This window comes from Thermogemmata fonticola, assembly GCF_013694095.1.
In the GTDB taxonomy this organism is placed as follows: domain Bacteria; phylum Planctomycetota; class Planctomycetia; order Gemmatales; family Gemmataceae; genus Thermogemmata; species Thermogemmata fonticola.
In genome coordinates, this window is record NZ_JACEFB010000005.1 from 114441 (window position 1) to 140379 (window position 25939).

The 25939-nt window shown below is 56.7% G+C and carries 20 protein-coding genes; 13 read left to right on the plus strand and 7 right to left on the minus strand.

Translation table 11 applies throughout. The annotated features are described in order from the left end of the window. Positions 1-226 precede the first annotated feature (226 nt). Complete coding sequence (locus tag H0921_RS09020) at positions 227-658, plus strand: BON domain-containing protein (protein ID WP_194537739.1); 432 nt, start codon at positions 227-229, stop codon at positions 656-658. A 231-nt stretch (positions 659-889) separates the two neighbouring features. On the opposite strand, the gene H0921_RS09025 is transcribed toward H0921_RS09020, so the two are convergent. Further along, positions 890-1927 (minus strand): hypothetical protein, encoded by a 1038-nt coding sequence (locus tag H0921_RS09025; protein ID WP_194537740.1) that lies wholly within the window; start codon positions 1925-1927, stop codon positions 890-892. Between the two features lie 524 nt (positions 1928-2451). On the opposite strand from H0921_RS09025, the gene H0921_RS09030 reads away from it, so the two are divergent. Together H0921_RS09030 and H0921_RS09035 are read left to right on the plus strand one after the other, a co-directional pair. After that, complete coding sequence (locus tag H0921_RS09030; protein WP_194537741.1) at positions 2452-4005, plus strand: serine/threonine-protein kinase; 1554 nt, start codon at positions 2452-2454, stop codon at positions 4003-4005. 268 nt (positions 4006-4273) lie between these two features. Next, complete coding sequence (locus tag H0921_RS09035) at positions 4274-4915, plus strand: hypothetical protein (protein ID WP_194537742.1); 642 nt, start codon at positions 4274-4276, stop codon at positions 4913-4915. A 157-nt stretch (positions 4916-5072) separates the two neighbouring features. On the opposite strand, the gene H0921_RS09040 is transcribed toward H0921_RS09035, so the two are convergent. Further along, entirely contained in the window at positions 5073-6878 is a 1806-nt protein-coding gene (locus tag H0921_RS09040) for a sigma-70 family RNA polymerase sigma factor (protein ID WP_228499286.1), read from the minus strand. 1229 nt (positions 6879-8107) lie between these two features. Here H0921_RS09040 and H0921_RS09045 point away from each other — a divergent pair. After that, entirely contained in the window at positions 8108-9448 is a 1341-nt protein-coding gene (locus tag H0921_RS09045) for a hypothetical protein (RefSeq protein WP_194537743.1), read from the plus strand. Between the two features lie 195 nt (positions 9449-9643). Then, a complete protein-coding gene (glgA, locus tag H0921_RS09050; protein WP_194537744.1) occupies positions 9644-11173 on the plus strand; it encodes a glycogen synthase GlgA in 1530 nt (509 codons plus the stop codon). Between the two features lie 42 nt (positions 11174-11215). On the opposite strand, the gene H0921_RS09055 is transcribed toward glgA, so the two are convergent. Then, complete coding sequence (locus tag H0921_RS09055) at positions 11216-11920, minus strand: hypothetical protein (protein WP_194537745.1); 705 nt, start codon at positions 11918-11920, stop codon at positions 11216-11218. A 282-nt stretch (positions 11921-12202) separates the two neighbouring features. Between H0921_RS09055 and H0921_RS09060 the strand changes: the two genes are divergently transcribed. Further along, positions 12203-13393 carry an acyl-CoA dehydrogenase family protein gene (locus tag H0921_RS09060; protein ID WP_194537746.1) on the plus strand — a complete coding sequence of 397 codons (1191 nt, stop codon included), beginning with the start codon at positions 12203-12205 and terminating at the stop codon, positions 13391-13393. Positions 13394-13599: 206 nt separating this feature from the next. Here H0921_RS09060 and H0921_RS09065 read toward each other — a convergent pair whose 3' ends face one another. After that, entirely contained in the window at positions 13600-15054 is a 1455-nt protein-coding gene (locus H0921_RS09065; RefSeq protein ID WP_194537747.1) for a hypothetical protein, read from the minus strand. A 215-nt stretch (positions 15055-15269) separates the two neighbouring features. On the opposite strand from H0921_RS09065, the gene H0921_RS09070 reads away from it, so the two are divergent. From H0921_RS09070 to mscL, 3 genes are all read left to right on the plus strand, one after another. Continuing rightward, positions 15270-17462 carry a hypothetical protein gene (locus tag H0921_RS09070; protein WP_194537748.1) on the plus strand — a complete coding sequence of 731 codons (2193 nt, stop codon included), beginning with the start codon at positions 15270-15272 and terminating at the stop codon, positions 17460-17462. A gap of 147 nt (positions 17463-17609) precedes the next feature. After that, entirely contained in the window at positions 17610-17834 is a 225-nt protein-coding gene (locus H0921_RS09075; protein ID WP_194537749.1) for a hypothetical protein, read from the plus strand. Positions 17835-17871: 37 nt separating this feature from the next. Next, a complete protein-coding gene (gene mscL, locus H0921_RS09080; protein WP_194537750.1) occupies positions 17872-18303 on the plus strand; it encodes a large conductance mechanosensitive channel protein MscL in 432 nt (143 codons plus the stop codon). Positions 18304-18332: 29 nt separating this feature from the next. Here the strand turns inward: mscL and H0921_RS09085 are convergent, their stop codons facing one another. Next, complete coding sequence (locus H0921_RS09085; protein WP_194537751.1) at positions 18333-19673, minus strand: hypothetical protein; 1341 nt, start codon at positions 19671-19673, stop codon at positions 18333-18335. Positions 19674-19841: 168 nt separating this feature from the next. On the opposite strand from H0921_RS09085, the gene H0921_RS09090 reads away from it, so the two are divergent. From H0921_RS09090 to H0921_RS09105, 4 genes are all read left to right on the plus strand, one after another. After that, positions 19842-21119: an FG-GAP repeat domain-containing protein gene (locus tag H0921_RS09090; RefSeq protein ID WP_228499288.1), complete on the plus strand. Its 1278-nt coding sequence runs from the start codon at positions 19842-19844 to the stop codon at positions 21117-21119. Positions 21120-21194: 75 nt separating this feature from the next. Next, a complete protein-coding gene (locus H0921_RS09095) occupies positions 21195-22694 on the plus strand; it encodes a hypothetical protein (protein WP_194537752.1) in 1500 nt (499 codons plus the stop codon). 157 nt (positions 22695-22851) lie between these two features. Further along, positions 22852-23358, plus strand: coding sequence for an acetolactate synthase small subunit (ilvN, locus tag H0921_RS09100; protein WP_194537753.1), 507 nt, complete (start codon positions 22852-22854; stop codon positions 23356-23358). Beyond that, complete coding sequence (locus H0921_RS09105) at positions 23355-23672, plus strand: hypothetical protein (RefSeq protein ID WP_194537754.1); 318 nt, start codon at positions 23355-23357, stop codon at positions 23670-23672. The genes ilvN and H0921_RS09105 overlap by 4 nt, the downstream gene beginning before the upstream one ends. 28 nt (positions 23673-23700) lie before the next feature. Here the strand turns inward: H0921_RS09105 and H0921_RS09110 are convergent, their stop codons facing one another. Next, positions 23701-24156: a hypothetical protein gene (locus H0921_RS09110; protein ID WP_194537755.1), complete on the minus strand. Its 456-nt coding sequence runs from the start codon at positions 24154-24156 to the stop codon at positions 23701-23703. 44 nt (positions 24157-24200) lie between these two features. Then, positions 24201-25775, minus strand: coding sequence for a phosphoenolpyruvate carboxykinase (ATP) (gene pckA / locus H0921_RS09115; protein WP_194537756.1), 1575 nt, complete (start codon positions 25773-25775; stop codon positions 24201-24203). Between the last annotated feature and the right edge of the window lie 164 nt (positions 25776-25939).

Genomic DNA, 25939 nt, shown 5'->3' on the forward strand with positions numbered 1-25939 from the left:
GGCGCTCGCGTGATCTGAGCCGAACATTCCCGAAGGACGGACAATACGGAAGCTAACAGGAGCGCCTAGCTCGATCGATGACCCGCACGAGTGCCCCAAAGGAATTGCCCTTGTGCGGGATCGAAGCTGAGAATGCAATGGATGACGTAGAGGATTCCCAGACATCCGAGGAGTCGATTCGCGGAATGACTACCCACGAACTCTGGCCGAGAAAAAACCATCCGCCATGCCGCGTGTAGCCGCTTTATTGCTTTTGGCCGCTCTGTTCACCGTCCTGGTGGCCGCTCGTTTCCAGGCCAGTGATTTGGAGCGGCTCACCGCTGTGGGCAGTGTCCTCCAGCGACAGATCCAACCCCTCCTCCCTGAGACGGAACGATTCCGGCAACTCGCCGGTGAGTGCTGGCACCATTGGCCACATCGGCCTGTGGATGATTTGCGGCATCGCTTGGCGACGGATGCCCGATTGCAAGGGATCGCCGTCACCATCGTCGACGAGGACAACTCCATACGCTTACGTGGGATTGTACCTTCCGAAGAAATCCGTCAAATCATCCAAGAACTGGCCACACATACGCTGGGAATTGAAGCCATTGTCGATGAATTAGCCGTCGTCGCCCCTCAGGCGGCTCCATCCCCGGAAAATCTTACCTCGCATTGATTGACAATAAGACATATTCAACATTTCCGTGCCCAGAAACACTTTTCCAGGAAAGGGCAGCATATTATTTCCGAACATTGAACATCATACATATCATCGTCTGGCATTTGAAATCAAAAAATTCGGGCCACGACTAACTCCATCGTGACCCGAATTATGCCCTGATTTGACGGCCAAAGCTTGGACATCCAGCGAGCAGCGGACCCATAAAACGTACTACAGCTCAAGTCATCACGGGAAATTGATGACCGTCAAGTTGGCTGGCGCGGTCCAGGGTGTCGGCAATGTATCCCCCACCACGTGATTCCCGCCATCCAGAAGTGATCCAAAACCGACCGTCACGTTGGAGGCACCCCAATTATTTAGAACCTTATCATCACCATTACCCAACAGCGCGATAAGCAAGCTCATGATAGCATCCTCCATGAATATTGCATCGTTGTTATCTCCAGTGTCGATTATAGTTGTCTGTAGATCGACTGTGGGCCCACCCACCGTCGTGCTAGGTGCACCAAAGCGAACCAAATCGTCACCGACATCGGTACGGATCACAGTGGTGCCAAACACCTGGAGGGTAGCAGTCCCCGAGGTGCCGTTATCGACAAACACTCGATCATTGCCGCCACCGGTGTAAATCAGCAAGTTGTTGCCGACTTGGGACAAACCCGGAATGAAGCGAACCAAATCGTTTCCACCGGCTGTATTGATGAAAAGGTCATTACCAAAGACAGTGCCATTCCCAGCAATATATACCCGGTCAAGCCCACTGGTCAGATAGATATAAGTATTCACCCCCACAGTTGTATTATCGATCACGACAGTATCGTTCCCGCTCGGATCACGGATGAAGAGATTATTGCCAAATCGGCAAGCGCCGATGCGGAGGATGTCATTGCCGTTGCCCATCGTGAAGTAAGCGTTACCGGTGGCGTTCAAGCTCGTGGCTGTCACTTTGTCATCGCCATTGAGCATGTCGACAAACAAATTATCCAAAGTTGGCGGATTATTCGGGCCATTGGGATTCAAAACTATCAATGTTGGTGTATTGGTAACCACCCAACTTCCTGGTGTATTAGGATCCAATGCCAATGTGGTGGCTCCATTGGCTTGTACTTCAATACCCTGATTGGTCATCGTAATGTCGATGTCGTTGGACTGATTGTCCCCTGTGATCTTGATGTCTGCCGTGTTGAAGCCCAGCACAGTGACGGCAGGAACACTGCGGTCTTCGAGCATTTCCACGTGCAACTGCGAGCGTCTGCGAAGCATTTTTCCCTCCTCTGGTTAAACCCTGGCCTCGATCATCCACGCGGATACACAAGATATGTACCCCGCCCAATGCGCGATGCTTCGAGGCCTCACTGTCACTATGCAATTTGCTCATTCCGAGCGGACAGAAAAGCCCTAAAAAACTGACTGAAATTTCCTCCCCCTTGGCTAGCACAAACGCTGCGGTTGTTGTGATTTGCCCCAATAAGCATTTGGCATACAGAGTGCGTAGTACCGCCAAGGCATGTAGGATGGGACGGAGGAATTTTGACGGGGAGAGGAATTTTGCTACGGAAACGTGAAGAAGGCCAACAGTCCCCCTTGCGCAGCATTGTCAAAAATCAGGTCTCAGGTGGAGAAATGAGTCAAGAAATTCCGATTCCGGCATTTTTGTGCCTCTGCTACATCGCAGGACAAGAGGGGGTGTTCTAAAGTTGAGGGTGCAGAGGGTCCCAGGATTTGGCCCGGTTCGCCCCTTTGTGTCGGTTCGCCCGTTGGCCTACATCCTACGCCGGCGAGGTTCCATGACTGCACCAATCCATGTTGCGGAATTTGTGCGTTTGATTCAGCAAAGTGGGGTGGCTGACGAGCGAGCCATTCGGAATCATTTGACGGGTTTGGGGATCGACCTCGAGGAAGGGGATGCACGTTCTGTGGCGGAAATCCTCGTTCGGGATGGGTTGCTCACCCAATTCCAGGCTGACCAATTGCTTCAAGGAAAATGGCGGGGATTCCACGTTGGCAAATATCGGATTTTGGAGCGGATCGGCAGCGGCGGCATGGGGCAAGTCTTTCTCTGCCGTCATATTCAATTGCCCTCGCTGATCGCCATGAAAGTCCTTCCGCCGTCGAAAGCCTCCTCGCCTTCCGCTTTGGGCCGGTTTTATCGGGAAGCCCGTGCTGCGGCCTCGTTAGATCACCCCCATCTGGTACGCACCCACGACATCGGACAGGATGGCGAACTCCATTACATCATCATGGAATACATTCACGGTCCGAATCTCCTGGATGTTGTAAAAAAATCCGGCCCGCTCTCCATCGAACGTACTGTCACCTATCTGTACCACATCGCGGACGCCTTAGACTATGCCCACAAGAAGGGATTGGTCCACCGGGACATTAAACCGAGTAATATCCTCATCGACCGTTATGGCCGGGCCAAGCTGTTGGACTTAGGATTGGCACGTTTCTGCCACGACGAAGAGGACAACCTCACCGTCATGTATGACGACAAGATGGTCTTGGGCACGGCGGACTACGTGGCACCGGAGCAGATCGCCAATAGTCACCATGCGGATATTCGTGCGGATATCTATTCCCTCGGCGCCACGGCATACTACCTTTTGGCGGGCCACCCCATTTTCCCGACCGGAACAGTTTCCCAAAAACTGATCTGGCACGGAACTAAGGAGCCGGCACCCATCCGTCAGATTCGCCCGGATGTTCCCGAAGAACTCGCAGCGGTGGTTATGCGTATGTTGGCCAAAGAAGCCCGGCAACGCTACCAAACACCCGCCGAATTGCAAGCCGCCTTGCTCCCGCTTTTGCCCCTTGACCCCCCAGCATTACCCGTGGAAGAGATGCCGCGGTACAGCCCCCTGGTTATGCGTCTCCTGGGTGAAGCGGGTGTGCCCAATCCTAACCTGGTCCGCACCCCGCCGCCGAGGCACCGCGGGACGATCCACCCCGCCGCCGTGAAAGAAGCTGTGGCCCAGGCCGCTTGCCCTCCTAAACTTTGGCATCAGGCCGCTGTGGCGACCGTCCCCCCTCCGGGTATCATGACGACCCCGCCGCCGGTCGCCACTACTCGCGATGGCACGCTACGCTCCAATCTCGACACTGATCGAGCGGCGCTGGATCAAACGCCCTGTGCTTACCGGCAGCCTTCTCCACCTGCCCCCCGTACTTCGGGTCCGCAACCTCCGACAGCTCCCGACTCCCGGCTTGAAACGGCGGAAACTCCAGCAGCTGTTTCCCGCTCGAAAACCTCTCGCCGCTGGATCCGTTTACTCCTTTTCATCCTCCTGTTCCTTTCGATAGCAGGTGGCGCTCTTGCGGCATGGGGCTTCTGCTTCTAACCCCAGCAACACGGTCATTCGATGCTCAGGCAAAAGGCTTCATAGATGCCGCCGACCCGAGGTCTGCCGGCCTGCGGAGCGCCTCGGCGATCTCCACTCGCCCTTCGTCCAGGAAAACACCGTCTGAGTGGGTATGTGATACGGGTTACCATCATTCCTGCCTCTTGGACCCATCCAATCCATTTTGTCCATAGGATATGCCCTAGCCAATCCAGAGGAGTCGGTAAGTGGATGCAATGAGAAACCGAGGCTGAGGAGGATCCAACCCATGCAACGCGGGAATGCGGCGGCCCGATCCGCAGACTGGCAAAAGCTCATTTGGTTCGCAATGGCGGCCGTGCTGGGGCTTGGCCCAACAGGATGCTCGTCCGCTCAGTCCACCTCGCCAACAGCCAAAGTATTCAAAAGCAAAGGGGGACACGATCACGATCATGAGCACAGTCGGGCCGATGCCATGCTGGAAGATATGACCCTACCCGATGGAACGAAATGCCATGCGGGTCTGAGTGCCCATTTGGACCCGAAGGGGAATGAATTGGATGTCTTCTTCGAGTCCTTGGATAAGGAGCCAAAGCCGGTGGCAATCCCGGCATCGGCCCAAATCACAGCTCGCGTCACACGAGAAGGGGATGACAAACCGTACCATCTGAGCTTTCAACCGGCACCGGCCCAGGAAAGGCCGAATGACCCCGCCGGACGGTGTTCACGTTTTTCTGCCTCTGCTCCGTGGATGAAGGAAGACGACAAGCTCACCGTGGTCATCACGGTAGAGTATGAGGGGCAACTCAAGCGTGTCACCTTTGCCGATTTCGTCCCCCGCCAGCATGCCCACCAGCACGAGAGTGAACCGCCGAAAGGATCGAAACCTTCCCAGGACGCCAAAGAACCATCACCAGGGGAGAAGAAATAATCTCGGATCCCACCAGAGAGCGGTAGGAGAGCGGCAGGAGGTTGGGGAAAGTGGGCTAGAACCTTAAACGCGCACCGCCCGCTGGTGAGTCCCCTTGAGGGAACCGAGCGGGCGGTGTTGTTGTTCGGCGATCACATCCTGAATGTTCAGGGGTCCGTCAGGGCAAATCCACCTTCTCCTTGGCAGCCCACTCGCGGAGCAAGCGCATGCCGCGGACATTGATCTGCCGCACCCGTTCTTTGGTGATTCCGAAATGCTGGCCGATCTGTTCGAGGGTCATTTCCTCGTGGCCATCCAACCCGGCGCGCATGCGAATCACCTCACGGGTCCGGGGATCCAGGTGCTCCAGGAGGCGATTGATGCGGTCGCGGGCCGCATCTGCCGTGGCGATGGCTTCCTGTTCGTCGCCGCGGGTGTCCGCCTGGGTCTCGAACAATTCATCGTGGCCGGTCATGAATCGCTGCCGCCGCGTTTTCTCATCCGGAATGCTGCGGGCAAAGTTCTTCATGATGGCCCACGTGGCATAGGTGCTGAACTTGTTCCCCCGGCTGTAGTCGAACTTCTCGACCGCCCGCATCAACGACAGGTTGCCGTCGCTCACCAGATCGTCGATGCTCTCACCCGGAGTGAGCCGCTGCTTGGCCTGAGCGTACACGAGGCGCTGATTGCAATTGATCAGCAAGTCGCGGCACTTTTTGATCTCCCGCTTCAGCTCCTCGATCCGCTGCAGGTCGCAGGCTCGCACCTTGGACGGCTCCAGGCTCTGGAGGAACTTGTGCAGCTTGTATTTGAGGAAGTTCATCTTCCGGAATACATGCTGCTCCTGCTCGCGGGTCAACAAGGGCCACTCGTAGAGGTGGGCCATATAGGCCGGCACATCCTTCGGGGGGGTCCGGGCCGCTCGCTTCGCCTCAAACTCCGCCAGCCCCGGCATCTCCGCGAGGATTTCCGCCTCCTTAGCTGGATCGTCAAATTCCGGGTTGTAGATATAGTCGATCGGTGTCCGCAGCAACTCCTGCAACCGCATTTCATTGGCAATGCGGTACATGCTGGAGCGGCTCCGTCCGTGACGCTTTGCGAGGGTATCCACGGTTTCATCCCTCATCAGGTGCCGAGTCATGGTCAGGGCAATTCCTTGCTTGCTGCTGGGGTCCAAAGGTCCACTGTGCGGATACAAGGCCAAGTCCGGGTGATCACGATCAAAGTTTTTGATGGTATAACGGATGGCCTCGGGACTGCGTTTCAGCCGAGCGGCGATGCGCCGGCTGGTTTCGGTCAAATTCAAGCCTTCCTCTTTACACTGGCGTGCTAAGCGTAGAATTTCTTCCTTCTCCGCCTCGCTGAGATGGCTGAACCGGGCGCCGCGTTCCACCAACTCCCGGTGCTCCGCCACAAATCGCTCCACGGCCGAGAGGGGAAACCCTAGCTGGCTGCGGCCATTGATCTTGATCCGGCGGGCGACGAGGCCTTTCAGCCGCCAGCGCGAAATCGTCTTGGTGGACACGTTGAGCCGCTGGCTGACCTCTTCCAGAGTGAGCATCGGCTCGATGGTTTGCTCCACCGGCACGGCTGGCAGGGACTTTTCCAACCGCCGGATGAACAATTCCAAATCGTGCCGCAGGTCCTCACCAGAAATCAACAGGTCCGGGTACGCCTCGGAGCGATAATCCGTAATCCGGAAGCAGACGTACTGGTACGGATAGCTCTTGGCCGGATCAATCTCGGCCAAAAGCTGGCAAGCGGCTTCCCGTTGCGCCTGTCGCCGAGCTGGAGGAGCATAGCGGGTCTGCTGCTCCGCTAACTCCCTAAGCGCGGCGATTCGGAACTCGCTCACCGTGTCCTCCCGGCGGTTGCTCTCGCCGCCATGATCATCCCGACTGCTAATGCGGGCTGTATTCTCTTCCCGTCGTTGCCGGGATCGATTCCAAACCTCCAGGATTTTTCCCAACTTGCGGGTGACCATTCGCTACTCCTGTCGCTTTCTTTCCTAATCAGTCAGTGGTTTCCTATCTGTCAGTGGAGTGTGCCCTTATGGTTATTCGCACCAATTCAGTGCGACTTTTGTCCTTCACTCCAACATACCTTTTTTTCCTCAACCTCTTACCGAAATAGCGCCGATTTCCTAAAGAGTTGCGCTATCTTCGGATTCCTTCCTGGCGGACGCTCCGTGCTGGATCCTAAACTCCCTCCGTGGTTGCACCTTATTGTTCAGGCTAACTCCAGGGGGCGGTAAGACCTCCTTGGTTCGCTACCGGTGGCCCCAGTTGCCGTTCCCACGGAAGGAGTTTTGCATCTGCAAGGCTAAAGGGAACTTACGGTAACCAGCAGACAAGGGACTGCATAATATTGGATGGTGGTATCCCTGTCTTTGGTTCAGAGTAAGGGGGCAATTTTGTCCAGGTGCCACTCTCCCCTCACTCCAAAAGCATAGGACTGCGCCAAAGCCATTTGTCTCCGGGTGGTTCCCGTTTGGAGCCGAGCCGCATTTGTCATTATGATCGAGGCTCGATGCCCCTGCGATGTCGGCAGGTCCCATCGCAGCAGTCAGCGAGTGCAGATCACGTGCCAAAATCAATACGTGGCGGAACCCTAGGATACAATTCTCCTTATCTCCTTGGATTACAATAGGTTATATACGAGTCACTAAGAGAGCCCGCTGCTCATTTGAAAACCCAACCTCCCATGATCTCCAAAAAGCGGTGGTTGATTTTTCCCGTTCCCGGTGCATTTTTGCTCGACACTGGGCAAAACTTTCGGACAGCATCGCAGTCTTTAAGCTCTGTCGAATTATGCTGTTACAAAAACTTTTCTGTTCGAGACGACTTGGACCGGATGGCAGAGGTCACGAAAGCTATGCGGCTAGAACCCACCGTGTCTGAGTCGGAGTGTTCTCCTGCGTTACAATACCCAGGGAGTGACAAGGCCGACACGGGGTCAGGCAGGAAGGGAGGAAAGAAATCATACGATTTAGGGAAAACACGCGGTATAACTCCTCCTAGCCTATGTCCTTTGGAATGGGCCAAGTAAGTAAGCTGGCACTCGCAGCATGCGGTGTATATTGGAGAACCAATCTTTTGGGATTTCGTTGGCGGAATTTTAGGAAACAATCGGCGGCGGCTGGAGATAATGGGGGTTCCTATCTGCCCAATGATCGGCTCAGTTGTGACTAGCAAATAGGATGAGGCTTGTTACATGCCTACCAAATTCGTTCTGATGATCGTGCTAGGGGTGCTTTCGGCCATTGCCCCCGGACTGTCAGCATTCTCGAATGCGACCTTTACTCTGCACGAATCTTTCCAAGAGGGAACATCTTATTCTGTCGAGAGTTCTGTGCGGTTACAGGGTCGATTGTCCCTTCCGGGTCAAGCTACAGGGGCAACGCGGGACATTCCGCTCCGGGGAGAAGGCCGCATCCGCTACACCGAACGGGTCCTTGCCCCTTTGGAAAAGGGGGCGGTGATGCGCACAGTGCGCCTCTACCAGCAGGTAGAGATGCAACGGCGTGCCGGGGAAACCGTTCAGGAGGCCACACTCCGACCGGGGGTCAGAAGACTCGTTCTCCTCGCTCAGCAAGGAAAACGGGCGCCGTTTTCTCCAGACGGACCTCTTACTTGGAGTGAACTGGACTTGATCCGCACCGACCCGTTTTGTCCGATTCTGATGGCAGGGTTGCTGCCACAAAAGGCTGTTGCGGTCGGGGACAAGTGGCCGGTGACATCCGCCGCCGTCCGGGAATTGACGGACCTCGAGGTGATTCACGAAGGGGGCTTGGCGGTCGAACTTTTGGGTCCCACTCCCGTGCAGCAGAAACAGCTTTTGCGGTTGAAGCTCAGCGGGGTGGTGCGCGGGAGTAACGCCGACGGCCAACATGTCCATCACTTGGACGGCACGATCTATTACGACCCTCAGTGGCCCGGCATTACTTATCTTTCCCTCAAAGGAACCCATCACTTGCTCAACGAGAAAGGCCAGCCCGCAGGGACGATTGAGGGGTATTTCACCCTCAACCGCGCTGCCGCCCGTGACTTGCCTGCCCTCTTGCGCGATAACGCGCTGGCCGATCTAAATCTCCAACCCAATCAAGAGAATACTCTGCTACTGTTTGAGGATGCCGAATTGGGGTTACGTTTTCTCTACCCGCGCAGTTGGCGTGTCGGCATGGTACGGGGACGCCAAGTAACGATCGATCACGCCCAAGGAGCAGGCATTCTCTTGACATTGGAGTCTGCCGACAAAATGCCGACTCCGGAGGGGTATTACCAGGAAGTCATTGGATTTTTGCGTCAACGCCAGGCTCGTTGGCAGAAGCTGCACGATCCCCAGCCGAGGGGAGAGACGCCGAGTGCCCCGATTCGTTTCGGCATCCGCGCCCAATGGGACAAAGGCGAGGAACATCTGGAATACGCTATGATCCGCCAGACCGAAGGAGGTGTCATCGCCGCGGCTCGTTTGCCCTCTAACCAGGCAGAAGTTCTTCTTCCCGAAGTGGAACGAATTTTTCGATCCATTCAGGTGACGCGCCGTATCCCGTGATGGCGGCAAGCGCACGCAAGAACTGAGGAAGCGTGCGAGGCGGTGGGGGAGTGCAGCAGTCCCCTTACACTTTGCCGGGGCATACGATAGGCCATACGGAAAGTCTTTTTTCTCTGGGTTGATAGTCTCCATGCTCACCTGTGTGTCTGCGGCGACCAGAGTACGACCGGGAAATGCGAGGCGAAAGGGGGGATTGTGACAGGACCGCGCGTGTTGTTTGCCACGCCTGAAGTGGCCGGTTTTGCCAAAACCGGGGGATTGGCAGACGTATCCGCTTCCCTGCCTCGTGCCTTGGCGCAATTGGGGGCCGCCGTCGCCGTCGTCATGCCGTATTACAACGCGGTCCGCCGGAGTGGGCAACCGATCGAACGGACCCCATTCGTCCTCCCCGTGCCGTTGGGGGACCGCGTTCTAGCTTGCCGAGTGTACCGTTCCCTGCTCCCGCGCTCCTCAGTACCCATTTACTTCATCGAGCATTCCCCTTTTTTCGAACGGGATGATCCTCGCCTGGGCCGCGGGTTGTATCAGCAAGTCATGCTCGGCGGCTATCGTGCCGACTATCCCGACAACGCGGAACGCTTTATCTTTTTCAGCCGGGCGGTGTTGGAACTGGTACCCCACTTGGATTTCCGACCCGAAGTGATTCACGTCAATGATTGGCAAACGGCACTCGTGCCGGTGTTTCTGGCGGAAGCCTACCGTTCCCGGCCAGGGTACAACCATCTGCGCACCCTCCTCACCATCCATAATTTGGCTTATCAAGGCATTTTTGGCCGGGATGTTTTGCCCCTGACCGGACTGCCGGGTTGGCTATTCAATCCCACGCAGTTGGAGTATCACGGCTTTTTCAACTTCCTGAAGGCGGGGATTATCTACGCTGACGCCATCAATACGGTCAGCCCCACCTATGCTCGCGAAATCCAGACGCCAGAATACGGTTACGGCTTGGAAGGTTTACTAGCCAGCGTGCAGCATAAACTGACGGGCATTGTGAACGGCTGCGATTACGAACAATGGGACCCTGCCCATGATCCCCACATCGCCGCCACTTATACTCCGGACACTGTGGTAGAACGCAAACCGCTTTGCAAAGCAGACTTGCAACGCCGCTTCGACCTGCCGGTGATGGCGGACACCCCTGTCTTGGGAATGATCGCCCGGTTGGTCCACCAGAAGGGGATCGATCTGGTACTTAGCGCAGCACCGGGATTCCTCGACCTGGGCTGTCAAATCGTATTTTTGGGAGAAGGGGACCGCGAATACCACGACCAGCTTCAGGCGTTTCGTAGCCGACACCCCAACCGGGTGGGTTTGTACTTGGGATTTCACGAAGGTCTTGCGCATGTCATCGAGGCTGGGGCCGACTTGTTCCTCATGCCTAGCCGCTACGAACCCTGTGGTCTTAATCAGCTCTACAGCCTCAAGTATGGCACGCCGCCGGTGGTCCGGGTCACCGGAGGGTTAGCCGATACTGTCGTCAATGCCACGGAGGAAAATATCGCAGCCGGCACGGCGACTGGCTTCGCCTTTCACGACTACACGGCCAGTGCCCTCTACGAAACCGTTCGCTGGGCGTTGACACTTTATCATCATCGCCCTCATCACTTCCGGCAAATTATGCAGACCGCGATGCGGCAGGACTGGAGCTGGAATCGCAGCGCCCGGGAGTATGTCGCTTTGTACGACCGACTTTGCCAGACGGTTGCACGCTTGCAACACGGGTAACGCTACCCCGCGGACGCAACTGGCTGCCTGGGGGCACCACCACTAGCGACCGTTCAGGGGCGGCACATCGCACACCAACGTCGCAATGTGACGCACCGCTTCGTACTTCTTCCCGGCCCACTCGCCACTTCGTCGTTCGGTCACACGTGCTGCCACACAGTAGCGACCGCCTTCCTTGTAGATCGGGGTCAAGCCCTGGGTATCCGTCTTGACCGATGTGCTGCTGACTTCGCCCTTTTCCGCTTTTTCGGAGAGGTCTACGCTCACCTCCGCATCGGCCACTGTCTTACCCTGACGCCGCACCTGAAACCGCACCCCGCCATCGGCACGCAGCGGAACAATTTCCATCGGCAACGCCTCGCCCACCGCGTTGCCGGCTGCAAACGGGTCCCCCACGATAACCTTGGGATAGTACCACGTCAACATCGGCGGGTTATCCCCTCGCTGAGTCACCGCTGCTTCCGTTACTCCAAAAATGAGGCGCGGTTGATGCTCCTTCAAAAGAGCACGATAATAATTACCGGCCCCTTTTTCCACGACGAGCTTGTAGTCCTGGCCATTCACACTGCGGAGAGTCAACAAGGTTTTTTCGGCTCGCGTGGCTGGCGTCTTCGGATCCGGTGCGGCAGCGTGACCAAAAACCAAACGGGCCTCCCCTGCCTCACTACTCACATAAACAAACACAAAGTGCGCGAACGCTGAAAAACTTACCCCCAGTAGGACCACGGTTGCGACTGCAAGACGCATGGCAATACCTCCTGGACTGGAAACCTGCACTGAACTTCGTCACGGGCGAAGCGACTGGAAATTCTTGCAGTCTTACCTTTTCGCGTTGCCAATTTAGGGACAACCGTTGATTCGCCAAGTCCCAGAGGTGCATCGACACCCACCGAGGGAAATAATTCCATGCCTGCGGTCTGAACCTTGGGATTCACCGCCTTCTGGGAACCACGCTGGGAGCTTGGCCCTCTTCCCTATCATAACTGTGGGACAGGCGTGAGGAATTCGAGCGGCACGGGAGCGGGAATCATGGAACGAGATGCGGAGCGCTTGCTGGAGGACGTCGAGGCGTTCTGTCGGGAAATCCGGCCGATCGAAGAGCTGGCCTACGCGGAGCGGCGTTACAACGATCAGGTCATTCCTTTGGCCCAAAAACACAACTTGCTTGGCATGATCATTGATCCCGCCTACGGGGGGCGGGGAGCGGATACCGTCACCTACCTCAAAGCTCTCAGCCGAATTGGACGCGAGGGAACCACGGTCCGCACATTTTTCTCCGGTCATCTGAGCATCGGAGCCTATCCCATCCAAACCTGGGGAAGCGAGACCTTGAAGCGGAAATATCTACCCCGTGCAGCCAAAGGGGAATGCATCTTGGCTTTCGGCCTAACAGAACCGGAAGCGGGTAGCAATCCCCGCCAGATGACCAGCACCTACCGCCGCCAAGGTGAAGGATACGTACTCAACGGAGTCAAATATCTGATCTCCAACGGTGGCATTGCCGATGCGATTGTGGTTTTCGCCTATCCCGCGGACCTGCCTGAGTCGGACCCCCGCCGCCGCATCTCGGCATTTGTGATCGACACGCATGTCCCCGGCTTCGAGGCGGAAAGTTTCACCGCTCAGGCCAAGTTGGGGCTGCCCACCTCCAACACCGCCATGTTTTCCATGCACGAACTCTACATTCCCGCAGAAAACCTTTTGGGAAATGAAGGCGAGGGCTTCCGCATTGCCATGGGAACGCTAGTCAGCGGCCGCTTGAGTGTGGCAGCAGGCTGCCTTGGTGTGATTGAGGACTGCCTGGCCGAGGCCAGTCAGTATGCCAAGGAACGGGTTCAACACGGCAAGGAGATTGCACGTCATCAATTGGTGCAGGAACATATCGCCATGATCGAGATGGCTCGAGTCGCCACTGCCGCACTCGTGCATCAGGCGGCTTTAGCCAAGGATCGGGCCTCTGCTCACCCCCAGGACCCGGCCCTGGCCCGCGAGGCGGACTTGCTAGCAGCCCAAGCCAAATTCTTCGCCTCCCATGCCGCTTGGGACGCCGCCGATCGCGCGGTGCAGGTCTTCGGAGGCCGTGGTTGGAGTACCTTGTACCGCCCGGCTCGCCACCTCGCTGACGTCCGCGTGTGCCGCATTTATGAGGGAACCGATGAAATCCTCAAGCTAAAAATCGCCGCCGCCGTGCTTGGTAAAGAGTGGGAAGCATTCCATTGACAGAAGGCTCATGGTGGGAAAAATTCCTTCTGGCGGGGCTTTCTCGTCCGCTGAAATGCAGAAAGTTTTCCTCGAGAAAGTTGTTTCTTCATTAAACTGGAACGACTCCGAGCGGGAGTGTCGAAAGCGGGATTGTAACTGACTCGATTCCATCTCGCGCCGGGCCGTTTGAGTGCCTACCAACGCCAGGCGGGCGGCACGGTCTCTCACGGCCCTGTTTCCTGGGCGAGTCGCTGAAGCATCTCTTGCAAAGTCCTGGTGATTTTGACCGACGCTGGAACTTCCAGATAACTGGAACGTGCCCGCCAGGTTTCGTATCCACCCAAGGCGTGATGTTCCGGCGTGGGCAAATAGCCGTGGTAGCCGTTGGCCAACGACACCACCGCGGTCACAGCAAACGGACTCGTCCGTTTCAATTCCAAACCGATTTCCACGAAGACTTCACAAGGAATGGCCGCCAGCGCAGCATCTCCTATACGCATCGCTTGGAGTTGCAAAGTCACCTCTGAGGGGTATTTGGCGAGGAGGACGGTTTCCCGCGCGTAAACTTCCTCCGGCGTCCGCAGGACCTTTTCTTTCGCGCGAGCCAGGATAGCCTCCGCTCGTCGGACCTCCTCAGCCGTCGGTTTGCGAACTCCGAGGGTCAATTCTCGATTGACCACAGCCAGACGCACATCGCTGCGGTAAGTCGCCTTCTGAATAGCTCGTAGGGCCGCATTGGCTACCGCTTCGGCCACCAAACGGGACTGTTCCCCCGGCTGGCGCTTGGGAGCTGGCTCACGGAAATTGATATTGTTGACATCTCCACTGGTGCCGTTCGACAACAGAGCGACAAAGTTCGGGCCAGCCTTGAGCTTGGTCCGCATGACCGTGGCAAAGACTCCAAAATAATCGGCCGACAGCGGAGGCATATCCCCCACGTAGTGCAACGAATAATTGGCATACAACGCCAGCGGTTCGCCTTGGGCGGTTTGCACACTCAAGACGGTCACCCGCGGATCAGTTGGCCCTGCCGGCTCGAGCAAATCCGGGCTGGCACGCGGCGGATTCATGCGAACTTGATCCGAGGTTCCCCCGAAAGGATCGCGATGGATCACGCCTGCCTTCATCTTCCAACGGCGATTGAAAACCTGGTGGGGTTCCTCAGCCACCCCCCAAGCGATCTGAGCAGGGGCCAAGCGGGCATGAGCTTGGATGATTCCCTCGGCAATCCGTTCGGTGAGGAACTGAACGTAGTCTGGATCGGGTTCGCTCTGGAACACCCCCGCCACGGTGGGAGCTGTATGGGTGTGCGTCGCGGAGATCAGCATGTTGCCGGGAGGAATCCCGGTCTTTTTCGCAGCTAAGGCCTTGGCCTTGTCCAGAATGTCCCGCGGGATCATGCAACTATCTACGACCACCAAAACCAGGGCTGTCTTCCCATCCTCGAGCACCAGGCAGCGTGCGTGGAGGGGGTCATGAGCACGTGTGGCTTGTCGATCCTGAAACCCTCCGTTGACCGAGATGGGAAACTTCTGAGGGGTAATGTCCTGGGCGTATGCTCCCGCCCGAAGCCGACCTCCTGCCCCACCGGGCTCAACTTCGCAGGTCCGTCCATTCCCGAAAGCACCGGCTATCACGCAGAGCGCTAGGAATATGTATCGACCAGGAATGCTCAACATGGGATGCCCCCTCCCTTCCCTCACTGCGGTCCAAACCGCTCGTTGCGGCCGGGGTAGAAGATGGCCATATTTTGTTCCTCAGGCCATCATACCTGAAGCCGAGCGGTACGGATACTCCCAAGTCGTGAAAGAAATTCCCAGTCCCGCGCCACTAATGATTATGAGGAAGACTCCACCTTCCTGAAGTTCCTGATGGGCAGCTAAGGGGTGACCTCATGCCACGGCTCACGCTGCGAACCCTACTCGCCTACCTGGACGACACCTTAGAGCCTGAAGAGGCACGCGATCTGGGACTCAAGATCGCAGAAAATCCCGAGGTGCAGCAACTCATCGAGCGTATCAAGCGGGTGACACGCCGCCGGGGATTGGGCGCCCCACCCCCTATCAGCGATGAGGATGAAGTCTCTGATCCAAATACGGTGGCGGAGTATTTGGATAATCGCTTGGATTCGGAATCCATTAAAGAATTTGAGGCCGCCTGTTTGAAATCTGACGCTCTGCTCGCTGAGGTCGCAGCCTGCCATCAGATTTTGACCTTGGTTCTGACGGAACCCGTCCGCGTGCCGCCACCGGCTTACCAGCGTATGTACCGGCTGCTGCCCCCTCCGCTGGCCAACCATCAACGCAAACCTGGCAAAGCCCCCACCCTGACCCCTGTGCCTCCACCGGCGCCGGACAACTTGGAATCCGAGGAAGCGGACGTTGCCCTACTTCTGGGATTGAAACGCTATGACTCCAGCGACACGTGGCGCGGACAATCCATGCTCCTCGGTGCGATTGCGGGATGTGTGATTCTGCTAGCTATCGCCATTTGGATGGCTTTACCTTCCCCGCCCACCAGCACAGCACGCGTGATCCCCGGCAGCGGTGATCTGGCCAAAAGCAGCCAAACCCCGACGGACTCCCTCCCCCCTGCCCCAGATAAAATCCCTGAGACGGATAGCCAGTCCAAAACCACCACACCCCCGCCTCCCGTGGAACCAGGGAAAGGAGCCAGCCCCGAGGAAATACTCCCACCGCCTAAAAAGCCCGCGGAAAAACCGGACATCTCCGCGGAAAAACAACCGGCTCCCAAAGACTTTACCCCGGTCACGCCACCGGAACAGGCACGCAAAGTAGCTGGAGAATGGCTCCGCTCGAATACTCCGATTCTGCTCGTAACGCGAGAACCCCGTCCGGATGCCCCTTGGCTCAAAGTGGATGAGAGCAACGCTAATCTGTTCACCAATGACATCATTGTGGCATTGCCAGGTTACAAGGCTGACCTGAAACTGAATCATGAGGTAGCTCTGCACCTCTGGGGAAACGTCCCGGAACAATACGCCGTTCCCTTCGAGACGCCCCTGGAAGTGCGCTTGCGCCTACATCCGCCCTCCCAAAACTTTCACGCCGACCTGACGTTGGAGGCCGGACGCATTTACATCACCTGCCAAAAGCCGGACACTCACATCCGCCTGCGATTGAACGGGGAAAACGGGGAAGTTTGGGATTGCATCTCCCGCGAAGCCAATACGGAGATGATGGTGCAAGTGCATAAGGCCTTTGTCCCCGGCACACCCTTTGCCGTGGAGGGAGGCGAACCCCCGCGAGTCACAGCCGTCTGGCTCGTCACACGCGGTCAAAGCGAGTTCCGAGCGCCCAAACGGTTCAAAAAGTTCACCGCCTCCGCAGGAAATCTCGTGTCTTGGGATAGCATCAGCGGCCAACTTTCGGAACCGCAACCGCTTCCCAAAGGGGAAAGACGATACGAGCGCTTTCCTCTGTTATCCGCAGAGCAAGGCAAGCCCCTTCAGGCTGCTCTGGCCGAACTGGCCGATGGTCTCAAGGAACCTCAAGGATTGCGGGTCCATCTGGAGAGCCGACTCCAGGCTCCGTTTTTACCGGGCAACATCTTACCAACGACCCTCGCGATCTACTCCTACGCCGCTATTACGGAAGGAGCGGATGTCGAGGTCATGGCAGGCCACCTTTTCGACGTGTTGTCTGACCGCGACCGCCCCTACGCCCGGCGGGCCGCGATCACCGCTGCCAGCGCTTGGCTGGCACGGGACAGTCAAAACACCAAGATTTTCAGGAACGTCCTGACCGACAAAAAGCAACTGCCCCCCGAGGAAGCTGACTTAATCCTGTTCCTGTTGCGGGGTTATTCCTCACGCCAACGGCCGGATGCCGCGGCTGCTGCTGAACAACTGGTGCAATGGCTTAACCATCCCAACCTCGTGGTGCGGGAGGCCGCTTTGGGCAACCTGATTGCCTATTTCGACCCCAATATCGTCAACCGCAAGGAACTTATCGATATTCCCCTAACTCAGAGAGACGCGGAGACTTATAAAACTTATCTCGCCAATTGGAATAAATGGCTGGAGGAATTCAAGAGTAGCCTGCAATCCTCCCCGCCGAAGCAGTAACGTGTTCAGCTCCTGCCCGCCGGTCCTGCTCTTAGCGTGGATCGACCGGTTTTTCCATGACATTTATCAACCGACAGCGAATAATGAAGTAGACGGTAAGCAGGAGGGAAGAGACGAAACTTACTCCCCTTAAGAGGGGACTCCATCATGCGGCTCAAATTCTGGTACCTGCTGGCGTCCCTGGTTGGGCTTCTCACCCCCCAGCAGGTCATGAGTCAAAATCCGACCTCCTCCACAGCGTGGCGGGACCCTCCTCCTTCCGCTCCCGCCGGTAATCCGCTGCTTGGACTGCTGATTATCGCTGGCATCACACTCATCGCGATATTCATCATCTGGCTTATCAGCCGAGCGGATGATACATCACCGAGTTGAATGAATCCGCTCCCGCTCCTTGCCCCTAGGTATGCCCATGCGTGAATTTCTCCAGGAATTCCAGAAGTTCATTCTCCGCGGCAATGTGGTCGATCTGGCGGTGGGCCTGATCATTGGGGCCGCTTTCACTAACATCATCAACTCTTTGGTCAAAGACATTTTCATGCCCATCTTGGGACTACTCACCGGCGGTTTCGACCTTTCTGGCCAAACGATTACTCTCTACGGAGACGCTCGGCTAGGATGGGGTAACTTCGCCCAGTCCACGATCACTTTTCTGATTATCGGTTTCTGCTTATTCCTCGTGGTCAAAGCCATGAACCGCGTGCGGGAATGGGCACCCCTTCCCGCTGTTCCACCCCCTGAACCGGCGGAAACGGAAAAACTTCTCCGGGAAATCCGCGATCTTCTCCGCGAACAAGCTTCCAAACCCTCCGCGTCCCCGGCCAATCCCCCTGCCGCTCTCTGAACAAGGGATTTCCTCGCTTCATCGCTGACTCATGGGGAAGGGAAGAATGTGAGGTTCTTCATCAGCTCAACATCTTTGTCGCCGAAGCGCTGCTGGTGTTCCGGAGGCAGGGTCACCGTCATGACCAACTGGTCTCCGCGGGGGGTCGTGATGAGCCAGAATCTTTGGATGATCCTCTGCTCTCCGATCTTGCCTTCCTGAATGATCCGATAGACGGACTGCCCCCCGGCCTCCACTTCCCCTTCGTGCAGCAGTTTGTCAGGCTTCCATCCCGGCGTAGCCGCCACAGCTTTCCGGAACTCTGCTATTTGCTCTGTTCGGGTACCAATGGCTCGCCGCCAATGAGTCAGGGTAAGCTGGGCGATGGGAACTCCCCGATCCACGAGCCGCATCATCAGATGCTCCGCGGTTTCCCCGAGGATGTACCACTCTCGACCATAGGTGAGACGATAGCTCTTTTTCGGTCCTTCCACTTCGAGCCGCAAGAGTTCGGCTTTCGGTTGCTGCCACATCTGAGGATTGAGCACAACCGAGCGGGAACATTCACTCTCTGGTACTTCTCGCTTCTGGTGTTGGACGTGGGCTTGGATTCGCAGGCGTGAGGCGGGATTCCACCACCCCGCCGTTCGTTCATCTTCTTGGACCCAACGGCATTCCACAATCCGCCCGCTTTGCCGGTCATAACGCCCTTTTCCGTCCACCTGCAAAGTGACTTGCGCACCCTTATCGATCCCCCGGACTTTCCCTTGAATTGTGAACTCTGCAAAACCATCTTCGATTGAGAGGAGTTTCCCCTCGACTTGACTTTCGACCACAGCGTCCAACAAGCAGACCTCGCCAAGGATCGCATCGCTGATTTTCCAACTCTGGCCGACTGTCACGACCTTGCCTGGCAGTAAGCCAGCCAGCATCGACGGGGCCAGATGCTCCGTCACGATTTCCAACTCGTCTCGGGTCAAAGGCCCTTGGGGGCAGAATCCCCGCGTCCCATCGGGCAACCGGCCGTAGAGGATACAACTCCGTTGCGGCCGTAAGGTCTTGACCAAGCGTTCCCCGGCGACGTGCACCTCCACGGAAGCCTGCTTGTAGGAGCGGAGAATTCGGTTCGGCAATCCGCCACTAGTGGCAAGAATCCGCTCGGCCAGTTCATGCTTCCCGTTCCCTCGAATGCGAACAGGGGCCGACTTTTGCTCTCCCTCACCCCGCAGTTCCCCTTCCACGGTGGTGGTCATGACATAGCCGCGCCACTCCTCCGGCTTGATCTCCTCTCGCAGGAGCACCGCTGGGGAAGGTTCCGCATCCGCTCCAAGCGGCCATTTTCCCCACGTCAATAAGGTGTCAAACAGCCATAGAGTAAAAAGCAGGCTCATCCTTGTCCCCGTTGTGGCAGTCCATTGAGATAACCGGTTCCACTAAAACGCAGAATATCCGCGGCTGTCAAGGCAGAGATGGGGCTTTCCTATTTGCAGTTGCTTCGGAACCCTGCATAATGCACAGCAAGCGTTGCTTTCCGTAGTCGAGTTTCAAGGATCACTGCCATGTTCGGTCTCTCCCGCTTGATGTCTGCTTTGCTAACACCCAAGGTTGCTGTGTTTCTTGCAGCCCTCTTCCTGGTTTGGCTCCCGTGGTTCACGGGGGCTGCCGAGGTGGTGCCCCCGGAGAACATCCGCTGGAAAAAGATCGTGTTGGATCGTAAGTTCCGGGCGGAAGGTGTGGCCATCGCGGATGTCAACCGGGACGGCAAGTTGGACGTGCTCAACGGGGAATACTGGTACGAAGCCCCGGATTGGACTCCGCACGAGATGCAGCCGCCGGCGGATTTCAAGGATGGCCTGGCCAACTACAGCCGGGTTTTCGCCTGCTGGAGCGACGATCTCAATGCCGATGGCTATCCCGATCTCATTGTGATCGACTTTCCGGGCACCCCCTGCTACTGGATGGAAAACCCAAAAGGCAAAGCACGGGCTGAAGGGCAACCACTGCACTGGAAAAAGCACATGATCTGGCATTCTGCCTGCAACGAAACGCCGCAATATGTGGACCTGCTCGGCACCGGCCGCCGTGTCCTGGTGATGGGCTGGCAGCCCAAGGGTAAGGACAATGAAGGCCAGATGGCTTATTTCACACCAGACCCCAAAGACCCTTATGCCCCGTGGATCATGCATCCCATCAGCCCGCCCAGTCAACCGGGCAAGCCAGTCCCCGGCACCCATCGCTTCAGTCATGGCCTGGGAGTGGGGGATGTCAATGGGGATGGCCGACTTGATGTCCTCTGCACAGGCGGCTGGTGGGAACAGCCAGCGAAAGTCGATGGCCAAACGCCCTGGACCTTCCATCCGGCCCCCCTCGGCGAGGCCTGTGCTGATATGTTCGCTTGGGACATCGACGGGGATGGTCTAAACGATGTTCTGAGCACCTCCGCCCATAAATTCGGCATCTGGTGGCATAAACAGCGCCGGGATCCCAAAACCGGGGCCACTTCCTGGACCACCCATACTCTTTTTGGCTTGCTGGTTTCCGAAACGCATGCCGCTCACTTGACCGATATCGACGGGGATGGCTTGCCGGACCTGGTAACCGGCAAACGCTGGTGGTCCCACGGACGGGCCGAACCGGGTTCCTCCTGGAATGCCGCCATCTACTGGTTCAAATCCATCCGCCATCCCGATAAGGTGATTAGTTTCCATCCCTACCTGATCGACAGCGATTCCGGCATCGGCACCCAATTCGTCGTGGCAGACCTCAACGGCGACGGACTCAAAGATGTGATCACGTCTAACAAGAAAGGAGTCTTTGTTATCTTACAGCAAAGATAAACTCATACAGATCAAGGATAATTCAAACATCGAGTCTTACCTATCTCCATATCTCCTATCCACCGGGAGTCGCCCATGCAACGTTCGCACATCCTTGCTTTCATCCTAATTTGTGGTGGATACTTTCTGGCCATGTATCCCCACACGATGGTATTCCACCGTTTCTACTTTGGCGATAGCGGATGGCCATACACTGTAGAGATGATGCTACGGGAAGGCTTGATGCCGGTCACCGATTTCGCCTACTTTTATGGACTGATCGTATTACTCATCAACAAAATCTGGTTTGGCATTTTCGGCCTCACACCTGAAGCGTTGCTCTACATGTATATCGTCGGCATCATCGCCTCGATGTATGGTGTTATCCAGACCGTGACAGCACTGAAGCTAGATCGCCTGGCCAACTTTATCATCGTGGTCGCTGGTCCCATCATGGTCAACGCCGGACACCTGCTTCTGACACCGGTGCACATCCTAGAACCTGCCCTCCTGATCAATGCTCTAGCCGCCCAGGTGCGTGGTCGTTATGCCACGGCCTTAGCACTAACCACTCTAGCTGCTCTGATCAAGCCCTCGTTGGCTTACGTGTACGGTTTGCTTCTCATCATCCAAATCCTGGGCGGCTGGCTACCCCAGCAAGCCCATCGTCCACCCTGGCGTCAGCGGTTCTCCATGCTGCTGCCTGCCGCCGGCGTAGGTGCTGCGATCTCCGCCATTGTGGCCGCCTACTTCGGTATCGATCGCTTCCTCCAAACGCAAATCCCATGGACAGCAAGCCAGGCTTATGCGGACTTTCGATTCGGCTTTTTCTACGGTGTGGGTCGTGAAATGTGGCGGCCTCAAGAATGGACACCTGCCCATTACTTTTTCACCATCGCTGGAGCTTGGATCACAGCTAGTATCGTCTTAGTGATCGGTACCCTAGTCAGTTTGCGATATCTGCATACCACAAGCGGAAGATTTATTGTCACCTGTGGCATCCTCCATTTGGTCTTTGTCTGTTTTCTCTTCGGCAATGAATGGTCCTGGATTTACTATCCCTACATTCTGTTTATCGGTGCAGCATTAGTGATAGATCGCGGATTAAAATATAGCAATAAGTTGGTTCAACTTTCCTGCATGTTTATCGGATTAACTCTGAGTGGATTTCTACTTTTTATTGTAGTATTTTTCTGGATGGGAATTAATGGAATCGAACTTTGGAAAACTCATAGCCGTAATCCCCAGACAAATATGTTGTACGCCGATCGAGAGGACCGCGAGGCCTGGGCGGAGGTAATGCGTCTGTCCCAAACACAGCGGGTACTTGTCCTGAACCGCACCAATGCAGCTCATATCTTCTCGCCTCCCGTCGATGGCCCCCGCGTCTGGGTTTTGATCCGCTCGATCGCTACCCCTGGGGAAATGGAGCGAGTTCGCCAGCAAATTGCCCAGGCAAACGTGATTGTCAAACCGGAATGGCATGACAATGATTTACTGGAGTGGCCGGAATTTGCCGAAGACCTCCGTCCCTTCCGCCTGAGTCAGCAGTTCAAGCGATTCGCCTTGCTCACCCGTATGCATCCACAGAAATAACACCGTCCCAACTCCGCGACCAGCCACTAGCAGTCCGAGGTGAGCGACTAGCTTGATTGAAGCGAGCGTGAGAATTCGTAACATTTCTATGGGCAATATCCCTGACACATTTCAGGTCAGGGACATTCGAACCGGCACGGGGAGGTAACCGAAAGCGATGCGGCATATTTTGTCCGCTTTAGTGCAGAACAAACCAGGCGTGCTCGCTCACATCGCCAGCATGTTGGCTTCTCGCGGTTTCAACATTGATAGCCTGGCCGTGGGGGAAACCGAGCATCATGACCTATCCCGCATGACGTTCGTGGTCCATGGTGATGACGCGGTCCTGGATCAGGTTCGCAAGCAGTTGGATAAGATCGTCACGGTGGTGCGGGTGGACGACATCAGTTCGGAAAATTACGTCGAACGCGACCTGATGCTCATCAAAGTCAATTGCCCAGCGGAGAAACGTCCGGAGGTGTTCCTGATAGCGGAGACGTTCCGCGGGCGTGTCGTTGATATCCAGCACAACAACGTCATCATCGAAATCAGCGGTACGGAAGCGAAGGTGGAGGCCTTCATCGAGCTAATGCGTCCCTATGGGATACTGGAACTGGCTCGCACAGGCCGTATTGCTCTGGTACGCGGGGAGCCGAAACCCCAGGTCGCGGAGGAAGGGACATGACTGTGCTGCCGGAACGAATTCTCCTGCCCACGCGGCATCTTCCACCGGCACTGGCCGAAGTACTGAGCCGTTTGCATCCGGGAGACCGCATCCGCATCACGCAACAAGTCCGGGTGGGAAAACGCCTCTGGACGACCACCGTCGAAGGGCATTTCCGCGACATAAGCTACTTGGAAACCGGTATCACAACGGAACGTGTGCGTGAAGACGACATTGTCGTCCCGGTTGTCCGCTTTGTGAAAGATAATGGCGAGTTGAGCAGCATCAGTCTCGATGAGAACACCCGCATCGAGCGGTTAGCTCCACCGTCTTGACCATGAAGCGATCCTAGAATGCCCTCGGTTACTCCGCTTCTGCATTGCCCCAGATGCAAACCTCGAAGCCGTGCAAGTCGATGTCTTCCCCTTCCTTGTCATAATCGGCCGGCCCGCCGTAATCGATCGACAAGCGGAGATACGCCCAGAAACAAGCCCGCATGCCGTGGAGGTCGTAACCGGAGGCATCCACGTCGGCTTCCAGCATCCACCGCCAGCGCCGCCGTTCCTCGCGAGTTGAATCAGCGGCTTCCTCCTGCCAGCCTTTCAGGACACGGGCAATATGGCTCAAGGCGTGCTGCCAGAGGCGCGGTTCGCTCAGATAGGCCCGCCACTCATTCGCCTGCCGTTCAACGGTCACTCCGGGGATGGTGCAAACGACCTCGAAGAGCTTATGCTCCAGAAGAGTGCACCGCCAGGGAGAACGCAGGTAGACCGTCACTCCAGGGCTTTCGAGAATCAGACCGTAGAAATCCACCCGCATGAACCGTCCCCTCTTGCCACTGCTTTTCTCTTGGAGAACACCCTTCATTGGGGCAAACGGAATTTATCTTGTTCCGCAGCAAATCTCTCCGCCAGAGCGGTAGCCGTCTTGTCATAGGCAGTCGGGTCCGGCCAGGTTTGCCGCGGATGGAATAACCGCTCTGGCACCCCCGGACACTCCCTGGGAATCGCCAGCCCAAATATCGGCTCAGTCTCATAGGGCACGTGTTCCAGATGTCCCTCCAGAACGGCGCTGAGCATCGCGCGCGTCCAGTCCAGGGGGATGCGGCGACCAATTCCGTAGGGGCCGCCCGTCCAACCCGTATTGAGCAGCCAAACTTGAGGGCGATACCGTTCCAGGCGTTGCCGGAGCAATTCCGCGTAAACCTGCGGAGGGCGCGGCAAGAAAGGCTTGGCAAAACAGGTGCTAAACTCCGGGACAGGTTGAGTGATGCCGGTTTCGGTGCCAGCCACCTTGGCCGTGTAGCCACATAAGAAGTAACGCAGGGTCTGGGCCGCATCCAGACGCGCCAAGGGCGGTAAGACCCCGAAAGCATCACACGTGAGAAAAAAGATGTGCCGCGGGTGCCCTCCTTGCCCGCTCAATTCCGCATGCGGGATGTAATGCAGCGGATAAGCAGCCCGCGTGTTTTCCGTGAGCCGGTCGTCATCAAAATCCGGATCACGTGTGTAAGGATGAACAGTAACATTCTCCAACACACTGCCAAAGCGCAAGGCATTCCAGATTTGCGGCTCCCCCTCCGCTGACAAGCGGATTGTTTTCGCGTAGCACCCTCCTTCAAAGTTGTAGATTCCTTGGTCGCTCCAACCGTGTTCATCATCTCCGATCAGCCGCCGGGATGGATCAGCGCTGAGAGTGGTTTTCCCCGTTCCCGAAAGCCCAAAAAACAGAGCAACATCTCCATCCGATCCGACATTGGCGGCACAGTGCATCGGAAAGACGCCCCGTTGCGGGAGCAGAAAATTCAACACGGTGAAAATGGCCTTCTTGATTTCGCCGGCATAATGAGTTCCCCCCACTAGGACCATCCGATGCTCGAAACTGATGACGATGCAAGCGTCGGACCGCGTGCCATCACGTTGGGGATCCGCATGGAAGTCCGCTGCGTGCCAAACCGTCCATTCCGGGGTAAAACTCTCTAACTCTTCCAGAGGAGGGCGGAGGAACAGGGCACGCGCGAAGAGATTGTGCCAGGCCTTTTCGGTCACCACCCGCAAGGTGAGGCGGTAGCGCGGATCCGCGCCGGCTTGGCCATCAAAGACGTAAAGGTCCCGCCCGCGGAAATGTTCCCGGAAGCGCTCCCGCAAACGCCGGAATTGTTCGGCTTCCAGGGGCTGATTGGCCGACCAGTCCACTTGGGAAGCCGTCAGGGCGTCGCGCACTATATACTTGTCTTGGGGAGAACGGCCGGTGCGCGCACCGGTAAAGGCGGAAAAAGCGCCCCGCTCCGTCAATACACCTTCCCGCCGGCGCACCGCATGCTCCACCAGAACCGCGGAGGTCAAATGGGCATAAACACGACCGGGTTGCGGAATCTCCAGTACCGTCGGATCAAACGGCGGCACAGCTTCCAGCAACTGATCGACCAACGACGTCATAACACCCGCGCCTCCACGGCCTGGAAGTATCCGATTCTCGAATATGCCGCCGGGATGATGGATAGGTATTATAGCTGATCGTTCCCGTCGATCCTACCGTCTCAGACCCATGAGCACCAGGACAGCCCAACGATCTTCCCACAGCCTCCCCCTTGTATCCACGC